The 22,148-nt window shown below is 51.9% G+C and carries 18 protein-coding genes; 8 read left to right on the top strand and 10 right to left on the bottom strand.

Features of this window, described 5'->3' with window-relative positions:
* Positions 1-5: 5 nt before the first annotated feature.
* From DB847_RS09580 to nagE, 9 genes are all read right to left on the bottom strand, one after another.
* Positions 6-896, bottom strand: coding sequence for a class I SAM-dependent methyltransferase (locus tag DB847_RS09580; RefSeq protein WP_108650481.1), 891 nt, complete (start codon positions 894-896; stop codon positions 6-8).
* 304 nt (positions 897-1,200) lie between these two features.
* Positions 1,201-2,121, bottom strand: a complete 921-nt coding sequence (gene rlmF / locus DB847_RS09575) for a 23S rRNA (adenine(1618)-N(6))-methyltransferase RlmF (RefSeq protein WP_108650480.1) — start codon at positions 2,119-2,121, stop codon at positions 1,201-1,203.
* Positions 2,122-2,178: 57 nt separating this feature from the next.
* Positions 2,179-2,718, bottom strand: coding sequence for a class IV adenylate cyclase (gene cyaB / locus DB847_RS09570; RefSeq protein ID WP_108650479.1), 540 nt, complete (start codon positions 2,716-2,718; stop codon positions 2,179-2,181).
* Positions 2,719-2,800: 82 nt separating this feature from the next.
* A complete protein-coding gene (gene glnS / locus DB847_RS09565) occupies positions 2,801-4,471 on the bottom strand; it encodes a glutamine--tRNA ligase (RefSeq protein WP_108650478.1) in 1,671 nt (556 codons plus the stop codon).
* Between the two features lie 498 nt (positions 4,472-4,969).
* Positions 4,970-5,758 (bottom strand): ABC transporter ATP-binding protein, encoded by a 789-nt coding sequence (locus tag DB847_RS09560; RefSeq protein ID WP_108650477.1) that lies wholly within the window; start codon positions 5,756-5,758, stop codon positions 4,970-4,972.
* Positions 5,749-6,756: a FecCD family ABC transporter permease gene (locus DB847_RS09555; RefSeq protein ID WP_108650476.1), complete on the bottom strand. Its 1,008-nt coding sequence runs from the start codon at positions 6,754-6,756 to the stop codon at positions 5,749-5,751. Before DB847_RS09555 ends, DB847_RS09560 begins: the two co-directional genes overlap by 10 nt.
* Entirely contained in the window at positions 6,753-7,502 is a 750-nt protein-coding gene (locus DB847_RS09550) for an ABC transporter substrate-binding protein (RefSeq protein ID WP_199911783.1), read from the bottom strand. Before DB847_RS09550 ends, DB847_RS09555 begins: the two co-directional genes overlap by 4 nt.
* Positions 7,503-7,525: 23 nt before the next feature.
* Positions 7,526-7,825 (bottom strand): TroA family protein, encoded by a 300-nt coding sequence (locus tag DB847_RS24890; protein WP_199911782.1) that lies wholly within the window; start codon positions 7,823-7,825, stop codon positions 7,526-7,528.
* A gap of 705 nt (positions 7,826-8,530) precedes the next feature.
* Positions 8,531-9,934 (bottom strand): N-acetylglucosamine-specific PTS transporter subunit IIBC, encoded by a 1,404-nt coding sequence (gene nagE / locus DB847_RS09545; protein ID WP_108650475.1) that lies wholly within the window; start codon positions 9,932-9,934, stop codon positions 8,531-8,533.
* Positions 9,935-10,242: 308 nt separating this feature from the next.
* On the opposite strand from nagE, the gene nagB reads away from it, so the two are divergent.
* The 8 genes from nagB (at position 10,243) to DB847_RS09500 (ending at position 18,785) form a co-directional block, all read left to right on the top strand.
* A complete protein-coding gene (gene nagB / locus DB847_RS09540; protein WP_108650474.1) occupies positions 10,243-11,043 on the top strand; it encodes a glucosamine-6-phosphate deaminase in 801 nt (266 codons plus the stop codon).
* Positions 11,044-11,054: 11 nt separating this feature from the next.
* Positions 11,055-12,200, top strand: coding sequence for an N-acetylglucosamine-6-phosphate deacetylase (nagA, locus tag DB847_RS09535; RefSeq protein ID WP_108650473.1), 1,146 nt, complete (start codon positions 11,055-11,057; stop codon positions 12,198-12,200).
* Position 12,201: 1 nt separating this feature from the next.
* Positions 12,202-13,416 carry an ROK family transcriptional regulator gene (locus DB847_RS09530; RefSeq protein ID WP_108650472.1) on the top strand — a complete coding sequence of 405 codons (1,215 nt, stop codon included), beginning with the start codon at positions 12,202-12,204 and terminating at the stop codon, positions 13,414-13,416.
* Between the two features lie 1,993 nt (positions 13,417-15,409).
* The gene (locus DB847_RS09520; RefSeq protein WP_108650470.1) at positions 15,410-15,847 is read left to right on the top strand and encodes a hypothetical protein; all 438 of its coding nucleotides are present in this window, start codon (positions 15,410-15,412) and stop codon (positions 15,845-15,847) included.
* An 857-nt stretch (positions 15,848-16,704) separates the two neighbouring features.
* Positions 16,705-17,160: a prepilin-type N-terminal cleavage/methylation domain-containing protein gene (locus DB847_RS09515; protein WP_108650469.1), complete on the top strand. Its 456-nt coding sequence runs from the start codon at positions 16,705-16,707 to the stop codon at positions 17,158-17,160.
* A gap of 70 nt (positions 17,161-17,230) precedes the next feature.
* Complete coding sequence (locus DB847_RS09510; RefSeq protein WP_108650468.1) at positions 17,231-17,689, top strand: type IV pilin protein; 459 nt, start codon at positions 17,231-17,233, stop codon at positions 17,687-17,689.
* A gap of 218 nt (positions 17,690-17,907) precedes the next feature.
* Positions 17,908-18,357, top strand: a complete 450-nt coding sequence (locus DB847_RS09505) for a pilus assembly FimT family protein (protein ID WP_108650467.1) — start codon at positions 17,908-17,910, stop codon at positions 18,355-18,357.
* A 227-nt stretch (positions 18,358-18,584) separates the two neighbouring features.
* Positions 18,585-18,785, top strand: a complete 201-nt coding sequence (locus DB847_RS09500) for a hypothetical protein (RefSeq protein ID WP_108650466.1) — start codon at positions 18,585-18,587, stop codon at positions 18,783-18,785.
* A 138-nt stretch (positions 18,786-18,923) separates the two neighbouring features.
* Here DB847_RS09500 and DB847_RS09495 read toward each other — a convergent pair whose 3' ends face one another.
* Positions 18,924-22,115, bottom strand: coding sequence for an efflux RND transporter permease subunit (locus DB847_RS09495; RefSeq protein ID WP_108650465.1), 3,192 nt, complete (start codon positions 22,113-22,115; stop codon positions 18,924-18,926).
* Between the last annotated feature and the right edge of the window lie 33 nt (positions 22,116-22,148).

The raw sequence follows: 22,148 nt of genomic DNA, 5'->3' as shown, positions 1-22,148 counted from the left end.
CTAGACTAGTCCAATCTTGACGCAACCACTGTCGGGAACATCCGCGCCTCATCATAGATGAACTCAATCTCGGAAAATCCGGCATGTTGCAGCTGCTGACGGGTTAACTGCTCGCTTCGATACTGCTGCCAGTTGACTCCGAGCAGATCAGCAAAAACACTTTTTTGCAGTGAAAGCGCCTCTGGGTCTATTTTATCCATATCCCAGCTTTCAGGCGGCGTCAGGAAGCTTGCGACCAGCCGCCCCCGAGGCTTGAGCACCCGGTAAAATTGGCGGTATAGAGCCTCGACCCTGTCATCCTCTGCAACATAGATGTTCAGACCATTACTGGTGATGAGATCGACCGGCTGATCCAGTGTAAAATCCCAAGCATCGGCTTTCACCAGCTCAAGCTCACCATTAAAGCCATGGCTTTTAGCATTCTCCTGCACTCTTTGCAGAATCGATGAGTCCAGATCCACCGCAATCAATTGCACAGATTCACTCCCGGAGTAATCCAGGCTTAATAGCTCACTCATCAGACCTGATGGTACAGACAATAAGCGCCGCGCCTTGGGCAACTCTTTTTGTAACTGCTTGCGAAAGATCTGATAACGCTGCTGAGTTGCCAGAAAGGTGGGCGCCTGATCCAGGATCTGTCTCTCCAGAAGGCTCAGTGGCTCTCCCTGAGCATTGACACCTGTGACTCGTCCCCGCTCAGGATGGTTCACCACAACATCGGTCCAGTAACCATCAATTCCCCGGTGCTCAACCAGAAATCGCCCCAGCTCGAACTGACACAGCTTCTCTAACAGATCCCTATGCTGTGGAAAGCTGTCAAGGCGCCCCCTGAGCTCAGCCAGAGCCTTATCAAACCCGGCTCCGCTCTCAAAAGTATGCGATAGTAACTCGCCCATAAACTTCCTCCCTGCTCAGATAAAAGCGGCATCATACCAGTAAACCACCCAGGATGAATCCCCAGATACACCATAGTCCAGCTCCCGGGATAGCGGCCATTATTGATCTTTGACTCCTCCACGCAATCAAAAGATTTGAGTCATAAAGAAGCTAGGTGCTGTCGTCATGAGCGGACTAGGAGCTGTCTTCGAGCACTTCATTGAAAAAACCCCAACCATGCGTTCTGGTGCGGTATTTCAGTGAAATCGATCCCGCTTTGTTCTGGTTACGCGAGCAGCTTAACGTGCCGCTAAAAACTGTGGTTTAATCCGGCGAGTTAGCGCTGAAAAAGCTCCAGGCCAGCATCCGACTAATTTTCTGCCCCTGGCTCATCTTGACCACCTCAAGACGCTTCACACCAAGCTGGGTTAGCTTTCTCTTCAGGGGGCGGACATTATCACTCTTAGAGACCAGTGTGGTAAACCAAGTCACCTGGCTGGCATAGTCACAGCTCTCTTTCGCCATCTTGATTAAAAAGGCGCGCTCTCCCCCGGGACACCAAAGCTCGGCCTTCTGTCCGCCAAAATTCAGCTTCTGCTTGGCTTTGGCAGCTCTATCCTGACTGAGGTTTTGCCACTTGCGTCGGTTGCCAGCGATCGCCTCGGCCAGGGAAGCGTGAAATGGTGGATTACACAAGGTCAATGCATAGCGCTCCCCCGGCTTTATGATCCCCTTAAAAATTGAGCCGCTGTGCTGTTGCAGCCGTAGTTCAATCTTGCCCACAAGCGCCGGATTGGCGTCAACGATCGCCCGGGCATTTTTGATTGAGATGGGGTCGATATCGCTCGCCACACACTGCCAGCCATAGCTTTGAGTCCCAAGAATAGGATAGATGCAGTTCGCCCCTGTCCCTATATCCAGCACCCTGACAGGATCACAGCTCTGGGGCTGGCCCGCCAGCAGATCCGCTGCATGGTGAATGTAGTCGGCACGTCCCGGGATCGGCGGGCACAGGTAACCTTCGGGGATTTTCCAGTGTTGGATCCCATAGTGATGAGCCAGCAGTGCCCGGTTCAGGCACAGCACCGCCCTGGGATCGCCAAAATCAATGGTCTGCTGTCCCCTGGGGTTGACTGTGAGATAAGATTTAAGCTCGGGACAACAGCGACACAGTGCGGCCAGATCGTATCGTCCCCGGTGAGGATTTCTGGGATGAAGCTCTCCCCCTTGACCCGATTTCGCCACAACGTTCCCCTCTTAGAAAAAGGAGGGAATTCTACCCCTCTTTTTATAAAGTAAACCTCAAAAACCCAGTAACTGGCGATAGGAGCAAGGCTCGCGCTGCTCCCGGGTCAGTCCTAAACTCACAGCCAGTGTTTCGAGCTCATCCCTAAGTCCAGGTAACTGGGCTTCATCATCGCAAAACACGGCAAGTTCAACGAATTGACCAAGTCCGCTCAGCCGGTCCAGGGTGATATGGAATTTTCCGAAAAAATAGAGGCTGCGCTCTTTTTCTATCTCAAAAGCAACCCGATAGCCCAGGGTCTGCAGCATGTTCTGCGCCGTCTTGAGATCCTCGATACGGGTCGCCTGGCACTGAGAGTGCTCCGGCCCCTTCACGATCCACAGCTTGATCCCACTGGGCTCCATCTGTCGAAGACTCATGCTGATCCCTCTGGAGTTCAAGCCAGCCTCGGCCTGCTCAAAGTAGAGGTCATGCTCATGGTTATCCAAAACATGCGGGAGTGCCCCCATCTCACCGAGCCTGAGTGCGAAGGGCTCAAGCTCATCGACACGATACTTGAACTCGACCTCATATTTCCCCTGAAAGTGATCTTCCATCCTCTCTTCTCACCATGATTCAAAAAACGGATACAAAAAATCCGGCACTCGGCCGGATTTTCACTCATCAAGACACTCTAAATTAGCCTTTATTTTCAACCTTGGCCCAGGAGTCACGAAGACCCACGGTCCGGTTAAATACCAGGCGATCCAGGTGCTTGTTATCACGGCAGAAATAACCTTCCCGCTCAAACTGGTATGCCTGCTCAGGAGTCGCTTCGGCAAGCATTGGCTCAACCACCGCATGGGGATGCAGCACCAGAGACTCAGGGTTCATGCAGGTTTTAAAGTCATCTTCCGCGGCCGGATTGGGGACCTTAAACAGGCGGTCATAGCTGCGGATCTCAGCCGGAACACCATGACTGGCAGAGACCCAATGGATCACCCCCTTAACCTTGCGGCCATCTGCCGGATCCTGACCCAGGGTCTGGGGATCGTATTCACAGTAGATGGTTTCAATCTCACCGGCCTCGTTCTTATCGACCCGGGTCGCCTTCACCACATAGCCGTAACGCAGACGAACCTCTTTATTCAGCACCAGGCGCTTGTACTTCTTGTTGGCCTCTTCACGGAAATCGGCACGATCGATAAAGATCTCGCGGGTGAAGGGGATCTCACGGCTGCCCATCGCCTCATTGCTCGGATGGTTAGGAGCGGTCAGCATCTCAACCTTATCCTGATCATAGTTTTCGATGACGATCCGAACCGGCTCCAGCACACTCATGGCACGTGGTGCATTGTGGTTGAGTTCATCACGGACACAAGCCTCCAGCAGGCTCATCTCTATGGTGTTCTCCTGCTTGGTCACCCCGATACGCTGACAAAAATCGCGAATCGATGCCGCAGGATAACCGCGACGACGCATCCCGGAGATGGTCGGCATCCGTGGGTCATCCCAGCCTTCTACCAGATCTTCAGAAACCAGTTGGGTCAGCTTGCGCTTCGACATCACTGTGTATTCCAGGTTCAACCGGCTAAATTCATACTGACGTGGGTGACACTCGATGCTGATGTTATCCAGCACCCAATCATAGAGACGACGGTTATCCTGAAACTCCAGGGTACACAAGGAATGAGAGATCCCCTCGATCGCATCCGAAATACAGTGAGTGAAATCATACATGGGATAGATGCACCAGCGATTCCCCGTCTGGTGATGCTCGGCAAACTTGATCCGGTAAATCACGGGATCGCGCATACACATGAAAGAGGATGCCATATCGATCTTAGCACGCAGGCACGCCTTACCCTCGGCGATCTCACCGGCCTTCATCTTGGCGAAGAGCTCTAGGTTCTCCTCAACGCTCCGCTCCCGATAGGGGCTATTTCTACCCGGCTCCTTAAGATTACCGCGGTACTCACGGATCTCGTCGGATGAGAGCTCACACACATAGGCCAGGCCTTTTTCAATCAGCTCAACCGCGTAGCCATGGAGCCTGTCGAAATAATCCGAGGAGTGACGAACCTCACCATCCCACTCAAAGCCAAGCCAGTGAATGTTACTCTTGATGCCGTCGACAAACTCCTGCTCCTCTTTTTCGGGATTGGTGTCATCGAAGCGCAGATTACAGGTGCCTTGGTAATCCTGGGCCAGGCCAAAGTTCAAACAGATTGATTTGGCATGCCCGATATGAAGATGGCCGTTTGGCTCCGGAGGAAAACGGGTATGCACTTGCTCATGTTTGCCACTCGCCAGATCCGCATCAATGATCTGACGGATAAAATTACTGGGGCGATTCTCCGCCTGGCTCATTCGGTTACCTCTGTCGTCGATAAGAAAAAATCGTAGCCGCTTATCATCCCCCATTCAGGGACCAGGCTCAATAGCAAACCATCGCCAGAGCAGGATTTTCTTTAGATTATTTCTATCCCCTATCCATCTGGAGGAGATGCTGTCGAAGAAACCATCAACTCTATGGAGATAAGAGGTTTCAGAAGGGTTATATAACGTCTCTGCCCACAACCGGTAAAATGAGTGGTTAGGTGTGCAAGCGTGCACTTACATCAAATAGCCCTAGTTATCAACAGTTGATTTTATGATAACGTTTTCAAAAATCCCCACCCAGACCTCAGGTTGCGACTCGACGCTGCTGCTTAACCCTCCTGTCAATCCCTTACCACATAAGGGCTTGAAAAAACAAACAACAATATAGGTTATTTTTTAACCACCCCTTGTAGAGACTCATATGCCATAGCTTTTCCAAAACTATCCACAGGGTCATGCACAGTTTATGTTAATAAATATTGGTGACTAATCCACCACAAGACTCTGATAGTCCGGAACACAGACCAGGCTCCCTCTGGGGCTTTGAAACACCTCAAGCTCAATCTGGTAGATTTGACGCAGCACATCAGCGTGGATTAACTCAGAAGTGCTCCCCTGTTGCTGTTGCTCTCGCCCGAGCATCAGGACATGCCCCCCACAAAAATGTGCATGATCCGGTGAATGGGTCGTCATCACCACCGTATGCCCCTGATCTCTGAGTTTGAGCAACGCCTTAAGCACCTGCAACTGATAAGCAAGATCAAGGTGTGCGGTGGGTTCATCCAACAGGATCACCGGACACTGCTGGACCATGGCTCGGGCAATCCTGACCAGCTGCTGCTGCCCACCACTGAGCCGGGCATAGCTTTGGGCTGCCATCCCCTCAATTCCAAGGGAACTGAGGGCTGCCATCGCTCCATCCTGCTCCACGTTTCCGGGACGCCCACTAAAGCCAAGCTTTGCTGCATAGCCGGTCAGGACCACATCCAGCACCGAAAAACTAAAGGCTGGCGCCTCACTCTGAGAGACAAATGCTATCTTGCGAGCACGCTGTGCCGGACTCAAATCAAGCAGGGATTGCTCTCCAAGCCAGATGAGACCCGAGTTTGGCTTAAGCAGTCCAGCCAGGGTGCGCAACAAGGTCGATTTACCCACCCCATTGGGACCCAGGATCGAAAAGATCTGAGCTTTGGGAATGGTCAATGACAGCCCCTCAAAGATGGCGATCCCGCTACCCGGGTAGGAGTATTCAAGTCTCTCAACCCTTAGATCCATACCTGCTCCCCCTTTCTGAGTAGCAAAGCAAATACCGGCGCACCAACCAGGGCCGTGATGATCCCAAGAGGGATCTCATAGCTGGCACTACAACGGGCGATGGTATCAACCACCAACAAAAATGCGCCCCCCAGCACCAGGGTCACAGGGAGTAACTTACGGTGATCGGCTCCCACCAGCATCCGTGCCAGATGAGGGACCACCAACCCCAGCCAGCCGATGATCCCACACACAGCAACCGATGCCGATGCCAGCAAGGTTGCAATCCCAATAAATAGCATCCGCTCACGCCGCACATGAACCCCGAGTGATTGAGCAATCTCATCTGGGTTTGCCAGAAGATTGAGTCGCCAGCGATACCGCCACAACAGGGCAAGAGCCGGAAGGGTAAACAGGGCATAGTAGGCCAAAACCTTGGGGCGAGCGTTCCCAAGAGAGCCCATCAGCCAGTATTCGATCACCGGCAGTTTATTATCAGGATCCGCCGTATATTTCAAAAGGGCCAACAAGGCGGTAAAGACCGAGCCAATCACGATGCCGGACAAAACCAGCACCAGAGTAGAGTGCTGCCCCTGGCGCCCTCCCAGCAAGACGGAAAACCCAACTGCCAGCACCGCAAACCCGAAAGCACACAGGTAAAGCCAATAGCCGCCCGCAGTGAATAAGATGGCCAAGGCCGCACCAAACCCAGCCCCTGCCGATATCCCTAAAATAAAAGGACTCACCAATGGGTTACGAAACAGGCTCTGATAACAAGCCCCGCTGACGGATAGATTAGCCCCCACCAGCAAGGACATCGCGATCCGCGGCAAACGGACTTCATCCAGAACCGTCATCGCTACAGATGACGACGGCTCCCCCATCAACCGCTCCCACAAGGTATGCAGCACAGTCAGCGGCGCGATCGGATAACGTCCGAGACAGGCAGCTACCAGCATCACAAACAAAGTCCCAGAACACAGGAGCAGCATCAAGCGTGGATAACTGAAATCCTTCATCCCTGTTGCTCCCGGGGAAGATAGTGAGAGTGATAGAAGGTTTGATAAAAACTCTCAACTCGCTGATTCAGATCAATGTCTGCAAAGAGTTTGGGGTGGAGTTTTTTGGCCATCCATAGCTCTCCCAGAATGTAACTCTCAGGAACCGGATGGCCCCAAGGCTTCACATATTCGGGCGAGATATGGAGACGATGGTTTTTAAGGGCCGAAACGCCCTGCCAGGCAGGATCGCTCATGATCTGCTTTGCAACCTGACTGTAACGGCTTTGAACAAAGATCACCCGCGGATCCCAGGCCAATATCTGCTCCATGGTGACCTTGCCATAGCCATGAATTTCATGGGCCACATTATTGCCACCCGCCTGAGACATCATCACCCCGGTAAACTTACCCGAGCCATAGGTATTCATATCCGGGTTTGCCATATACAGGGAGGTCCTCTGACTTGCAGTCAATCCACTGACACGCTTGGCGATCAATCGGTGAGTCACCTTGATCTCATGGACCAACGCCTCTGCGGCCTGCTGACGGTGAAAAACCTGCCCCAGCAGGCGGATCCCCTGCTCCATTCCCAGACGGTATGCAAGCGCCGGATCCTTTATCTTAGGGTTCAGCCGCGTTTGCTGCTCCCCTCCCGCCACAAAAAAGCTCATCCGGATCACCGGGATCCCAAGGCGCTCTACCTGGCTGACCATTTGCTCCGGAGCATAGTTACTCATAAACACCACATCTGGTTTCAGACTCAACAGCTCCTCAAGATTCACCGAGGTCAGATCCCCGGGGTCGGCAGGCTTTTCAAACCTGGAGCGAGCCTTGAAAAGTCGGCCCCCAACAATTTTTGCCAGTTACGAAGGACCCCAACCACCCGGGATTGCGCCCCCAGCTCGACCGCAATATCCAGGGTATGATGCTGCAAAATCACCGCTCGCTGGATCTGATCCGGGATCTGCACCCTGTGGCCGGTCTGATCGGTAATGGTGCGACTGGCCATCGCAGAAAAGGAAAAAAGTAGAGTAACGCACAGCAACAGCCGCCAGCGAAGATAAGAAGGGGTTCGGGATAACAACATAACGAGATTCCAAGCCAGATAATGATGGAGACACAGGCTAAGCGAGCAGAGGGTTCATGCAGAAATAACCGGATAAAAGAGATCACTTTTTGAGTCAAAGCCCCCTTCTCCTGCCTGAGGACGCGCCATTATTGCTGAGCCGTCAGGCCAACACAACCAAAGGAGCAGGAACCGATATAATTTCATGAATTTGAAAGCTCCTGTTAGCTCCCTGCCACTGAGGCCAGAGCATTTTGTCCATAAATAGAACCCATGCTGCGATTAACCTCAGGATTTACACCCTGACTCGCAATACCGATTATCATCCATGATAATCCTCACCAATTCGACGATGCCCATCCATGGGCATCGTCACCAGCTCGGCATCCTGCCTCCCGTTTTATTGCCAGGAGGCAATTCCCCCCATGCCTCTCGCTTGTTACGATGCAACCACGCCCTTGGCCCCTCTACTGCAAAAGGTCAGCTTAGCAAAGCCTGAAGCTCTTTTCGGTGAGTTGAACATAATGAAGCTGATTAACCCAAAGCAGCTCTATGTTGCTCAAGAGAGCTTGTTCCCCTGGATTTTGAGTCCACCTGAGTAAAGCTAATGCCTCCCCTGGGCCTGTCTGCAGTAACTCAGATGCAAACATGCAGCACTGAGCCAGTATTTGGGAATAAAAAAGCCCGGGCAATCGCCCGGGCTTTCATAAGTAAAGGAGAGTTTGATTAAACTGGCATCTTCTTCATCTCTGTGGCAATCGGGTCAGCCAGAGGACCCAAAATCACCTGCATATTTTTCTCGCCCAGGTGAACCACACCCTTAGCTCCCAGAGCCTTCAGCGCGGCATCGTCAATGATAGACTTATCTTTGACACCCAGACGCAGACGGGTGATACAGGCATCGATATCGGTCAGGTTATTACGACCACCCAGAAGCTCCAGGTACTGAGTTGCCAGACCATTCATATCCGACTCGACAGCCACAGAGCTATCGGCATCATCCAGGTCAGACTCGCGGCCCGGAGTTGGCAGGTTCAGCAACTTGATAACAGCGTAGAAGATTGCGGTATACAGGACAAAGTAGATACCGATCATCGGAATCAGCCAGGCACTGTGGCGAGCCGCCGGAGCATTGAAGTTCAGACCAAAGTCGATGGCTCCCGCGGAGAAACCAAAACCAAGGTGGATACCAAGCGCCGTGGTCACCGCCAGAGAGATACCGGTCAGGATTGCGTGTACCACGTACAGAACCGGAGCAATGAACATGAACATGAACTCAACCGGCTCAGTCACACCAGTAATGAAGGCAGTCAGGGCAACACCAATCAGCAGGCCTGCAACCTTACCCTTGTTCTCTTTACGAGCGGCAAAGTACATCGCCAGACAAGCACCGGGAAGACCACCCATCATCACAGGGAAGAAACCTGTCATGAACATGCCGGCATTCGGGTCACCCGCAAAGAAGCGAGCGATATCACCGTGAGCCACAACACCGGTCACAGGGTTGGTGTAGCTACCGAAGACGAACCAGGCCAGAGAGTTAAGAACCTGATGCAGACCGGTTGGGATCAACAGACGGTTAAGGACACCAAATACAAAGGCACCCGGGGTACCATGGGCCAGCATCCACTCACCAGCCAGCTGGATCGCGTGCTGAATCGGTGGCCATACATAACCAAAGATCAGTGCCACCACTAACATACACAGGGCTGTCATGATGGGAACAAAGCGCTTACCACCAAAGAAGGCCAGAAACTCCGGCATTTTTATCTGATGGAAACGGTTATAAACCCAGGCAGCCACACCACCCGAGATCATCCCGCCAAGCACACTCAGGGATTTAGCATCCACTGTCTTATTGATCGCCGGAGCGGCAAATACCAGCACAAAGTAGCCTACGACACCGGCAAGGCCCGCGGCCCCGGCATCATCTTTTGCAAGACCTATCGCAACACCGATGGCAAACAGGATAGGTAAGTTCGCAAAGATTGCATTACCCGCATCTGCCATGAAAGGAATATTAAATACATCAGGCTGTCCCAGACGAAGCAAGATCGCTGCAACAGGCATGACCGCAATGGGGAGCATCAGCGCTCGCCCAAGTTTCTGCAATCCACCAAGAATATTCACATTGACTCTCCTAATTCAGTACGACTCTCACAAGGCCTACACCGCTCACTCAAGGTGCTTATTGGCGCTGTAACAAAGTGTAATCACTTTAATTTACACTGCAAATTAAATAGACATGATTTGTGACAGTTGTCACTAATGACACTATAAAATTAATAATGAACCTCGATACACCCTTGAAAGTGTGAGGTTTGTCACTAATGATGGTACTTACAGATAACTATTCTGGAAAATGTAGCTATCTTTGTTTACGCTATGAAATAACTTACGTTCTGAAACACTAGATCCTTTGCGAGTTGAGAAACACTATGAGACTGATACCTCTGAAGAATGCAAAAGACGTCGCCCTCTGGTCCGCCCGCTATATAGTGGATCGTATCAACAAGTTTAATCCCACTGCAGAGCGCCCCTTCGTACTCGGCCTCCCGACCGGAGGTACCCCACTGAGTACATATAAGCGTTTGATTGAGCTGTATCAGGCTGGTGAAGTCAGCTTCAAACACGTGGTCACCTTCAACATGGATGAGTATGTGGGTCTTGCCAAAGACCACCCTCAAAGCTACCACAGCTTCATGCACAACAACTTTTTCAACCACATCGATATTCTGGCTGAAAACATCAATATACTGGATGGCAATGCCGATGATCTAGAGGCAGAGTGTGAACGCTTTGAGGAAAAAATTCGCCATTATGGTAAAATTCACCTCTTTATGGGTGGCGTCGGCATTGATGGTCACATCGCTTTTAATGAGCCAAACTCCTCGCTGGCTTCGCGCACCCGGATCAAAACGCTGACCGAAGATACCCGTATCGCCAACTCTCGTTTCTTTGATGGCGATATAACCCAGGTACCCAAACTTGCTCTGACAGTTGGTGTCGGAACCCTGTTGGATGCCAAAGAGATCCTGATCCTGGTAACCGGACATAATAAGGCTCAGGCCCTGGAAGCGGCCGTCGAGGGAAGTGTCAACCACATGTGGACCATATCTGCCTTACAACTTCACCCCAAGGGGATGATCGTCTGTGACCAGGCCTCCACCATGGAGCTGAAAGTCAAAACGGTTCGCTACTTCCAGGAACTGGAAGCTGAAAATATTAAACACCTTTAAGGAGAGCATCGATGTACGCACTGGTAAACTGTATTCTCCATTGTGGTCATCAGACGCTGCGGGAGCATGCTCTGATCATCTCAGATGATCGGATTGAATCTATCGTTCCTGTGTCTTCCCTGGATGATTCCATTGAGCAGATTGATCTTCAGGGACAGCAGGTCAGCGCAGGCTTTATTGATCTGCAGCTCAATGGTTGTGGCGGCGTCATGCTCAACGCTGATATCAGTGTTGCAACCCTGCAGACGATGCAACAGGCGAACCTCAAATCAGGCACCACCAGTTATCTGCCGACCCTGATCACCTCCAGTGATGAGGATATGCGCAAGGCGATCTCTGTCACCCGGGACTACCTGAGCGATCAGCCAAATCAGGTGTTAGGGCTGCACCTGGAGGGCCCCTACATCAATGTTGAGAAAAAGGGAATCCACAACCCCGAGTATATTCGCCCCAGTGATCCCGGGATGATTGAGCATATCTGCGACAATGCCGACGTCATCAGCATGCTCACCCTGGCGCCCGAGAAGGTGCCTGCCGAGCATATCGGCAAGCTCCGTGATGCCGGAATCATGGTATCAGCAGGTCACAGTAACGCCACCTATCAGCAGGCTGTGTCAGGTTTTAACGCAGGGATCGGTTTCTCCACCCACCTGTTTAATGCAATGAGTGCGATCGGTAGTGGCCGCGAGCCGGGTCTGGTCGGTGCAGTCTACGACTCCCCCGAGATCTATGCAGGGATCATCGTCGATGGCCACCATGTCCACTATGCGAACGTACGTATCGCCCACCAGATGAAGCAGCAAAAGCTCTGCCTGGTCACAGATGCAGCTGCACCCGCAGGCGCACCTGCCGGATTCGATCATTTTGATTTTGTGGGCTCAACAATCTATTTTCGTGATGGGCAGTGCGTCGATAATAATGGTACACTTGGCGGTTCAGCTCTAACCATGATCGAGGGAATCCAGAATCTGGTTGAGCAGGTGGGCCTGCCGATGGACGAAGCGATTCGGATGGCCACCCTTTATCCGGCACAGGCAATCGGTGTCGATGACAGGCTAGGTTCCGTGGAACCAGGGAAAATTGCCAACCTGACTGTCTTTGATGCCAATTTCCGGGTCGATGCCACTATCGTTAATGGAAAAATGAACCGTCACTAGAATGCCAGTTAGCCAAATTGCAAATGTCGATCTGATTAAACAGGTCAATAGCGCGACCGTCTATCGGCTGATCGATCAGCAGGGCCCGATATCCCGGGTCCGCATCGCCCAGCTCAGCCAGCTTGCGCCCGCGAGTATCACCAAGATCACCCGCCAGCTTCTCGAGCACGGCCTGATCAAGGAGGTCGCTCTACAGGCGTCTACCGGGGGCAGACGCGCCGTATCCCTCACCACGGTCCAGGAATCTTTCCAGCTACTATCGGTCAAGCTGACCCGGGGAAAAATGCAGGTCAGCCTCTATGATCTGACCGGTAATGAGCAGGCTTACCACGAAGCGGATATGCCGGGGATTGAGCAACAACAGGTGATCCAGACTCTGACGGATGAGCTTGAAGTCTTTATGGCAGAGCACTGCCATCCCTCTCAGCGACTGATCGGCATTGCGGTAACCATTCCCGGAATCATAGACTCCAATAACGGCACCATAGTCTATACACCACTCTATAGCTGTCGCCAGCTCCCTCTCGCCAAGATCCTGCGTGAGCATTTTGGCTGCCAGGTGTTTGTCGGCAACGATATTCTGGCAATGGCACTGGCCGAGCACCTGCTGGGGGCCTCCCAGGATAGCCTCGACTCTATCCTGGTGAGTATCCACCGGGGAATCGGCTCCGGGATCCTGACCAATGGTAAGGTGTTCCGCACTCAAAACAACAGTGTGGGAGAGATTGGCCATATCCAGGTCGATCCCCTGGGGAAACGCTGCGCCTGTGGCAATTTTGGCTGCCTGGAAACCATAGTCTCTAACGGTGCTATCCTGTCACGGGTGCGCGATCAGCTCCAGGATGGCCGCCATAGCAGCATGCTCAGTGCCAAGGATCTGAGCATTGAGGGCGTCTGCGAGGCCGCGATTCAGGGAGACCCATTAGCCCGCAGTGTCCTGGATCATGTAGGTGAACACTTAGGGCGCGCCATCGCCATCATGGTCAACCTGTTTAACCCGCAAAAGCTGCTGCTGACCGGTGAGATCGTCGCCGCCAGTGAGATCCTGTTTCCGGCGATCCAGCGCTGTATCGAGCATCAGTCCCTTCCCAGCTTCCATCAGGATCTGCCAATCGTCGCAGCACGCTTCCAGAACCAGCCAACCATAGGTGGCTTTGCGATCATCAAGCGGGCGCTGGTTGAAGAGCGACTCCTTCAGGATCTGATGGGGAACTAAACTCTGTGCCAGCTGCAGCCTGCATAGTTGCCGACGGGCACAGATTCCAGAGGCTCGCTTTATGTGATAAGCGAGCCTTTTCTATATCCTGCGGATAGCCTTTTTGCGGCTGCGCTGCATAATAGCCGGGGTGCCGGCAGCACATTACTTTTGTATCGCCAAAAGTAATCAAAAGCTCACTCCGCGCGATGGGTCCTCCATCGACCTGCGTGGCTCGCCATCCCTGTCTCGAAAAACAAAAGCCGCAAGTCTATAGCTCAACAGAGTGCTCGCTCACGTGGGAAGCTGGCCCCGTCTATTTGCGCCGAGAGTTTCAAGTAGGAGCAAAGGGTGAGTGGCAAGGATGCCACGAAAAGACAAACAGTATATGGGTGAAGTTACTTCCTAAGTAACGAAACGAGAGGCAGGATGCCGAACTGGGGAGGCATATCATGGATGATATGCGGGCTGTTTGTCTGTACTTTTGCGAACTTGAAGCATCAGGAAGAAGCAAATATCGGGGTGTCCTTGGGAGTGAAGAGGGTATTGGACAAACATATCCTGCCATACAGGGATGTATTAATGCCGAGAAAGGCAGGATGCCTGGGAACGGCCTCTTCCCGCAGGTAGCTAACGCCCTCCTTGGCTATCGCTACATTCGCACATCCATGTGCAACATCCGCGGCCGGACAACTGTGCCTTAGGCACAAAAAGCTGACCGCAGGTGAAATCACCATCATTGCTTGTGCTGCGCACGACTAATCTGCAGCTTCGCTACAAGTGCCGGTGCTGATCGGCAGCAGGCAAGAAGGTGCGCTCGCCCGCACCCTCTTGCATCTCCCGGGGCGCCCCGGATCTTGCTTTATCCTCGGCTCACCTGAGGATTAAAGTTCCGAACAGACAGTATGTCCCTATACTGACTGTTCTCTCGAAACCTCCTGTTTCTCGACCTCCATCCTCTACGGTTCACCTCGGCGCTCGCTCACGGGGGGATCATGTTCCTTTCTCCGATTCGGCTATAGAGGAAATTTAGGTTTTTATGTGTTAGAGGCAGGATGCCGAGCCACGCAGGTCGATGTCGGGAACATCGTTCCGAAGTGAGCCTTTGGTTACTTTGAGCGATACCAAAGTAACTCGACCGCCGGGCGAATACGGCCATATGGCAAAGCCATAAATATCCGTCCGAAGGACAAATCAGAATTGGCTTTGTACCAATAGCGAACTTGATAGCATTGCATGCAGCTAATATTGTGGCTTCGCCACAGATATGTCGGGGCGCCGACAGCGCCTGACTTTTGTATCGGCAAAAGTCAGCAAAACCTCCCTTCGCGCTTCGAGTCCCTCCGCAGAGCTGCGGTGCTCGGCGATTATCATCCCTGATAATCCTACCAGCTCGGTATCCCTACCTCGCGTTTCATTGCTCCGGGAGCAATTACACCCTGTCTCGAAAACAAAAATAGTGGGTTTATAGTTCGCCTCAGCGCTCGCTAACGGGGTTTAAACTCCCCTTTGATTCGCACCGAAGGGCCACGTTGGTGTTTGAGATTGAAGGATATGGATATCCTGAAAGCAGGGTCGAGCCATGGATGGCTCGTTTCTGCGTATCTCATAAAACCAGTGGCTCTGAGGATCAACGCGAATCGGGGGGCACCCTCGGGGTTGTTAGGGGGACTGGGTGAGCAGTTCCCCTGACCCGCAGTCCGCGGCCGGACAATTGTGCCGCAGGTACAAAACCGCCGACTGCAGGTCAAATGATAAAGGTTCGCTTTGTACCAATAGCGAACCTTATATATCCTGCGGATGGCTATTTGCCACGGTGTGGCAATTGTCGGTCTCGCCCGACCGACGAGTCACTTTTCTGTCAAGAAAAGTAACCAAAAGTTCGCTCCGCGCTGCGAAGAGTTCTGACGGATCAATTCACCTGGAGCTGGCTATATTTCAGCAAGCAAAGTACCTTGGCAGCTGTAAATTCTAAGAATGTATAAATTAGCCTTTAGCCTCAAGGGAATGAAGCATGCTTAAAAAACTACTGCTAGCGGGCACTGTGTCTGCTATCTCATTCTGCTCTTTTGCCGGACATCACAAAACAGATATTCACTTCTATCTGCTCTCTGCAGGCAAGACCAGCCCCTACTCTTTGAACACAGGTAATTCAGGCTGGGATATCGTGAAGTTGCATATTCGCCAGACCTGCGGAGGAGTATATGACTACACCCATAATGACGGATATATTGACCCGGTCCCAACCGGAAAGTCGACCGTAACAATGACTATAGCCGAGTGTAAAAAAGATAATATGGGAATACGCCGCGGCTATGTAGGCAGTGAGATTTTCTTTGTGCTACGTGGGAGCGACCAGGAGATCAGTGCAGGAACCTTTAAGAACTGGAATGAAGTAAACCTGATGCGTGATGGTACGAGGATCAGTGTCGTTACCATCGAATCAAAATAGGCTACTGTTTCACATCTGTTATGGATGTCTGATTTCACGTATCACCGACACGGTGGGTATCCATCCCTGGAGCCTCTACTGCCGCACCCTTGCGGCAGAAGGTCGGTGATCTTGAAATCGGCACACCTTTGCATAAGCAACGGCTCTGAGACATGACCCAAAATAGTTGTTCACAATTCACGACTGCTTTTAAGATTCACTATCTCATTTGTGAGCATAAACTTTATGAATATAGGTAAGGAATACTTCAATATACTGTCTTCGATTTGCATCAATACACCATGATTTTGAGCACAGACAAGAATCGGGCCCCGGATCTCGCTGAATCCTCGGCACTCTTAAAGGAACGCTGTCCTTAGCTATCATTGCATTCGAGCATCCATGCTCATCGGCGCCAGCGACCGTGTGCACAAACACAAAATCCCTGACCGTAGATCAAACCCTCAAGCCAATACTGTTCCAATAGCTATAAAAAGCTCCCCTCTTTAATCAAAATTCATACTCTCAGACTCATCAAAATCATCAAGGTCAACCCAGGGCTTAAGCTCTCACCAGGCAGCCGATTACCGATAGCAAGAACCCCCTTTTGAAAGTTCAGGCATTTGACCTAGGACCTATCTGAAAACCAATATAATTCTTTAAAAACAATATGTTATGCGCGAGCCGCGTGATTTTCACTGGCAAAAACAAAAAAAACCAGGCCGCTCAAAAAATAAACTATTGTGTTCGTTTTCTGAATCCGTAAGATGCGCTGCAGATTTAGCTTGGCTTTGAACTTTAAGAGCTATTCCCGGCAGCGCCGGAACATTGTTAGACACTAGCACATATCTATCATTAACTTTATTGGAGTTGTTGTAATGAGAAAGAGCAATGGCGGTTTTACCCTGATTGAATTAACCATCGCAATTATCATCATCGGTATTTTGGCAATCAGCGCAACCTTCTATTACAAGGATGCAATTCACGATTCAAAGATTGCTTTGATCAAAGACACAGCCTATCAGCTGAAAAAGAACACCGCACTGGTGCATACCCTGGCCAATGCCCAGAGCCTAGACAAGGGTTACGTCACTATCAACGGTAAAGACTTCAAGCTTACAAAAGACACACTAGCTGCAACCAAACCAAATATCGTGAACATCCTGGGTATTTCACAGGAGGACTGGGTACTTACAACTAATGGTTACACTATTGATCTATGGCCAAAGAATGTTTCATCTCATTATACAACCTGCCACATCAGGTATACCTCAGCAGGCCGTGGTCAAAAATACGATAAGGTCTCTATCCCTTCTAATCTGAACTGCAGCTAATAGCTCTATGTGCCGCCCACCATGGGCGGCTCCCCTTCCCCGATAGCATAAGCAACTTGAGGTGATCCCCATGAACAAGCGTCAACAAGGCTTTACCCTGATTGAGTTACTGATCTCTATCGTTGTGATCGGCGTGCTGGCTGCTGGCTCAACTTTTTTCTATCGGGATACCGTGGGCCAGGCCAAGGTTGCCCTGGTCCAAGACACCAGCCGGGCCCTTCGGCAAAACAGCCAGCTGGTCGCTCTGATGGCTGGCGCCCGGGGGAATCTCAAGGGAGCCATGAACCAGGATGGAGAGCAGTACACTTTGAGCTCAGGCTCACTGAGTGCCACAGAGCAAAATATGTTGATGCTACTTGGGATCTCCGGCCACGACTGGCAGATTGAAAAATCCGGCTCCGATGAGTTGCTGCTCAGACCACGCGGCGTCTCAGAAGACTATGCCAAGAACTGTTATATTCGCTATATCCAGGCCCATGACGGATTGGCGCAGCGGATCGAACTCCCCGACCAGCTGGCGTGTGGCTAACCTTGGAGCCACCGAGGTGATCCCGGCCCCAAGATTTTGAGGAGTTTAACCCAGATCTCAAATGAGACTTAACCTTTCCCTGATATAACAATGAATTACCTTGGATAGGCTGACTTCTTTCCACTCCACATGCCCCCTTTGAGGTATTACCCCTCTTGTTTCGCTCCAACCAGCCTCTACCATGACTCCATAGAAGGAATAAAAATTCAGGAGGAGGGATGAGGCGACACAAGGGATTCACCCTGTTAGAACTAACCACATGCATCATCATCGCGAGTGTACTGGCCGCGAGCGGAAGCTTTTACTTCAAGGGAGCGCTGGGCAACGCACGAAAAGCCCTTCTCCAGGATACGGCCCACACCTTCAAACAAGATCTCGCCCTGATAGAGCTTCTCGAAAGCTCAGATCATCGACAGCCAAACTCGGCAGTGTTTGATGAGCATCCTCTGAAATTCACTCACCACAGGCTTCAATCAAGCAGCACCAATATTCAAAACCTGTTGGAGATCTCGCCCCAAGACTGGAATATTCAACCCGGAGCAGATCACAGCATCCTCCTCACCCCAAGGGGAACCAGTCATCCGGAAAGCTGTTACATCAAATACGCGGAAATCCCGGGAAAAACAACCCACTCCAGGGTCCAGCTCCCGGCCTCTATCCGCTGTTAAAACATAGACTTGATGAGCGTTTCAGGTGGGATGATGCGGCTTAGGCATTCAGACAGATGTTCAAAAACCGCGACTGTAGATGTCACCTTGCATTAACAAAGAGATAACCTCACAAACACAATGGTGGACAATTGCCGACAGTTAGGCCAGACTGTTCACGCCCCACAGCAGTGCAATAATGCACTGCTGTGGGGAGTAAACCTTATTAAAACCAAGGAGGTTGTTACATGGAAGAGATCGAACTTAAGATCCAGCAGCTGTTACGCTCTTTAGAAGAAACCGAGCAACAGCGTGATCACTGGCATGGTGCCGATGAGGAGCGTTATCAGCAACTCAACACCCGGGTCAAAGAGCTACGCGCCGAGCTGGCCAAGCTGTTCAAGCAGCAGCAGGTCGACTGGACAGCCGATGCCGAAGCAACCAGCTAAGTTCTCCCTCTTCTGATTGGTGTAAGTTCTGCTCCAAACCAGTCAGCCCCCGAATAAGCAGCACCTCACGGCTGCACCATTCAAAAAACCGCCTCTGTCCAGAGGCGGTTTTTAATTTGAGCTCACTGCCAAGAGCCTCTACTTAGCAGGCTTGTCGGCTTGCTCCTTCGAGGAGTGATCCTCAAGCGACTCCACCGGGCTTTTGCTAAAGCGCTCAATGATCTTCTGGAAAATCACATAGAACACGGGGATCAATACCGTCCCTATGATAATCGCCGAGATCATCCCACCGAAGATCACCATACCTATGGAGCGACGACTCATCATGCCAGCCCCGGTGGCAATCACCAGCGGGAAGGTTCCGAGGATAAAGGCCAGCGCTGTCATCACCACGGCTCTAAAGCGCAGATGAGCCGCGTGGCGGGCCGCCTGGATGATTGACATCCCCTCCTCCCGGCTCACCTTGGCAAACTCAACGATCAGGATCGCCGTCTTGGTGGCAAGGCCAAACAGCAGGACCATCCCGACCTGCGCATAGATGTTGTTGTTGATAAGCGGCAGCACCTGGTTGATCCCAAAAAGGGCCACCACGGCACCAAACACAGCCACCGGAACCGCAAACATTACCGCCAGTACTATCATCCAGCTCTCATACTGGGCCACCAGGAACAGATAGATGAAGAGCAGCGAGATGGCGAAAATATAGATCACCTTGTTGCCAGCCTGCTGCTCCTGGTAGGACATGCCGGTCCAGCGGTACTTATAGCCCTTAGGCAGCACCTGTTTCGCCACCTGCTCCATCGCCGCCATCGCCTGGCCAGAGCTGTATCCCGCTCCGGCCATACCATTGAGGGTCACCGAGGAGTACATATTGAAACGCTGCAGCATATTGGGGCCCTCAATGCGCTTGACCGTCACCAGGGTACTCAGAGGCACCATCTTGCCGCTATCGTTGCGCACCTGCAGCTCACCAATATTATTGATGGTGCTGCGATATGGGATCCCCGCCTGCAAAATGACCTTATAGCTGTTACCAAACTTGTTGAAGTCATTGACATAGGTTGACCCCAGATTGTCCTGCAGAGCCGAGAATATATCGGTGATCTTCACCCCCAGCGCCTTGGCCTTCTGTCGGTCTACATCCACCTGCAGGCTGGGCACATTGGTGTTAAAGGTATTCATAATAAAGCTTATCTCGGGGCGCTTCATCGCCGCCTTCACCAGCTTATCCGTCACCTCCGCCAACTGCTGCGGTGAACCGTTGCTGGTATCCTGAATGACAAAGTTAAAGCCATCGGTCATACCCAAGCCCGGAATCGAAGGCGGCATAAAGGGCATCACATTGGCGCCCTTGATATGGGCGAACTCACCCCGCAGCTTCATGATGATCGGGAACAACATCTTGTCGAATCCCTCTCTATCCTTAAAGTCATCCAGCACCACGATCATAAAAGCGGTATTGCTGGAGTAGGAGCTGGTTAAGCCGCTATATCCTGTCATGCTCATGAAATGGCTAACGCCCGGGGTTTTCTCCAGGATCTCGCCCACCTCTTTGACCACCTCCTTGGTCCGTGGCAGGGCTGCGCCCGGTGGCAGCTCGATGTTGATCATGAACTTACCGGTATCTTCCATCGGGATGAAACCACTGGGCAGTTTATGGAACATCCAGCCCGAAGCTACCAGCAACACCCCAAACAGCATAGAGGCCAGCAGCAGGCGCCGAATAAGATAGGCAACCGTCAATCCATACTTATCGCGCAGCCAGTCAAAGCCCCGGTTAAACCAGACAAAGAATTTGATCTGTTTCTGCTCCTGTGGCGGACGCAGGATGGAGGAACATAGCGCCGGACTCAGAGTCAGGGCGTTGATTGATGACAAAACCACAGCAATCACTATGGTCAGCGAGAACTGACGATACATCTCACCGGTCAGCCCCGGGAAGAAGGCCACCGGCAGAAATACCGCCATTAACACAGCGGTGGTTGCCAAAATTGGCCCCGTCACCTGGGTCACCGTCTTGTAAGCCGCCTCCTTGGGACTTAACCCCTCTTCGGCCATCAGGCGGTTATCGTTTTCAATCTCGATGATCCCGTCATCGACCACGATCCCGATCGCCAGAATGAGACCAAACAATGTAATCAGGTTAATGGAGTAGCCGATCGCCAGCAGCACCGCAAAGGTACCGATGAGGGCCACCGGAATGGTGATGGTCGGGATCAGCACCGCACGCCAGCTCTGCAGGAACAGGAACACCACCACCACAACCAGGATCACCGCCTCAATCAGGGTCCCGATCACCTCATAGATAGACTCTTCGACATTCTTGGTCGCATCATAATAGAGCGAAACCTTCATATCGGACGGCATGGTCTGCTTAAACTTGGCGATCTCGGCCTTCACCTGGCTGATGGTCTTAAGGGCATTGGCTCCCGGCTGCTGGTTGATGATCATCAGGGCCGCGGGCTCTTTATCCCCAACCCCCAGGTTACCAACCGAGTCATAGCTCTTGGCTCCGAGCTCGACCCGGGCCACATCTTTCACGCGAATGGTCGCCCCACTGGGCAGGGTCTTGATGATGATATTTTCAAACTGCTTCACACTGCTGAGACGTCCCTGGGTCTGCACCGTGTACATCATCTGCTGCTGTGGCCCCGAGGGCTGAGCACCTATGCTCCCCGCAGCAACCTGCACATTCTGCTCACGAATCGCGTTGGCCACATCCTGTGAGGTCAGGTTTAAAGAGGCGAGCTTATTAGCATTGAGCCAGATACGCATCGCGTAATCTTTATCCCCGAACACCTTAAGTGAACCCACCCCGGGTATCCGCGACAGATCGTTGGCGATATGGTTGGTCGCATAATTATTGAGGTAGATCTCATCATAGGTTTTATTCGGTGAAGAGAGCGAAATCACCGCCATGATATCGGTCGACTTATTACTGACCGACACCCCGTTATTCACCACTTCATCGGGAAGCTTGGCCATCGCGGCATAGACACGGTTCTGCACATTGACCGTATTAAGCTCATTATCTGAGCCGGTCTTAAAGGTGACAGTGATCGAGGCACTACCGTCGTTGAAGCTGTCCGATGACATATACAGCATCCCCGGCACCCCGTTGATCTCATTTTCCAGGGGCTGGATCACTGTCTTTTGCACCGTTTCTGCATTGGCTCCCGGATAGGAAGTCGTCACCACCACGGTCGGTGGGGTGATATCCGGATATTGAGTGATCGGCAGCGCATAGATAGAGAGCAGGCCGGCAATCATGATGACGATTGAGATAACGAACGCAAATTTGGGTCTTTTTATAAAATAATGACCAATCATGCGAAATCCTTCTTTGGTTTATTCATAACAGAT

The organism is Dongshaea marina (assembly GCF_003072645.1).
Lineage (GTDB): Bacteria > Pseudomonadota > Gammaproteobacteria > Enterobacterales > Aeromonadaceae > Dongshaea > Dongshaea marina.
The sequence above is the reverse complement of the archived record's forward strand: the minus strand, read 5'-3'. Positions and strand labels throughout refer to the sequence as shown.

Bases quoted from the DNA above. Each gene is read 5' to 3' on its own strand.
- DB847_RS09560 (WP_108650477.1), bottom strand. From the start codon at position 5,758: ATGGATCTAAGGGTTGAGAGACTTGAATACTCCTACCCGGGTAGCGGG.
- nagA (WP_108650473.1), top strand. From the start codon at position 11,055: ATGTACGCACTGGTAAACTGTATTCTCCATTGTGGTCATCAGACGCTG.
- DB847_RS09495 (WP_108650465.1), bottom strand. From the start codon at position 22,115: ATGATTGGTCATTATTTTATAAAAAGACCCAAATTTGCGTTCGTTATC.
- DB847_RS09515 (WP_108650469.1), top strand. From the start codon at position 16,705: ATGAGAAAGAGCAATGGCGGTTTTACCCTGATTGAATTAACCATCGCA.
- DB847_RS09555 (WP_108650476.1), bottom strand. From the start codon at position 6,756: ATGAAGGATTTCAGTTATCCACGCTTGATGCTGCTCCTGTGTTCTGGG.
- DB847_RS09500 (WP_108650466.1), top strand. From the start codon at position 18,585: ATGGAAGAGATCGAACTTAAGATCCAGCAGCTGTTACGCTCTTTAGAA.
- DB847_RS09520 (WP_108650470.1), top strand. From the start codon at position 15,410: ATGCTTAAAAAACTACTGCTAGCGGGCACTGTGTCTGCTATCTCATTC.
- DB847_RS09530 (WP_108650472.1), top strand. From the start codon at position 12,202: ATGCCAGTTAGCCAAATTGCAAATGTCGATCTGATTAAACAGGTCAAT.
- DB847_RS09505 (WP_108650467.1), top strand. From the start codon at position 17,908: ATGAGGCGACACAAGGGATTCACCCTGTTAGAACTAACCACATGCATC.
- DB847_RS24890 (WP_199911782.1), bottom strand. From the start codon at position 7,825: ATGTTGTTATCCCGAACCCCTTCTTATCTTCGCTGGCGGCTGTTGCTG.
- glnS (WP_108650478.1), bottom strand. From the start codon at position 4,471: ATGAGCCAGGCGGAGAATCGCCCCAGTAATTTTATCCGTCAGATCATT.
- DB847_RS09580 (WP_108650481.1), bottom strand. From the start codon at position 896: ATGGGCGAGTTACTATCGCATACTTTTGAGAGCGGAGCCGGGTTTGAT.
- cyaB (WP_108650479.1), bottom strand. From the start codon at position 2,718: ATGGAAGATCACTTTCAGGGGAAATATGAGGTCGAGTTCAAGTATCGT.
- nagB (WP_108650474.1), top strand. From the start codon at position 10,243: ATGAGACTGATACCTCTGAAGAATGCAAAAGACGTCGCCCTCTGGTCC.
- DB847_RS09510 (WP_108650468.1), top strand. From the start codon at position 17,231: ATGAACAAGCGTCAACAAGGCTTTACCCTGATTGAGTTACTGATCTCT.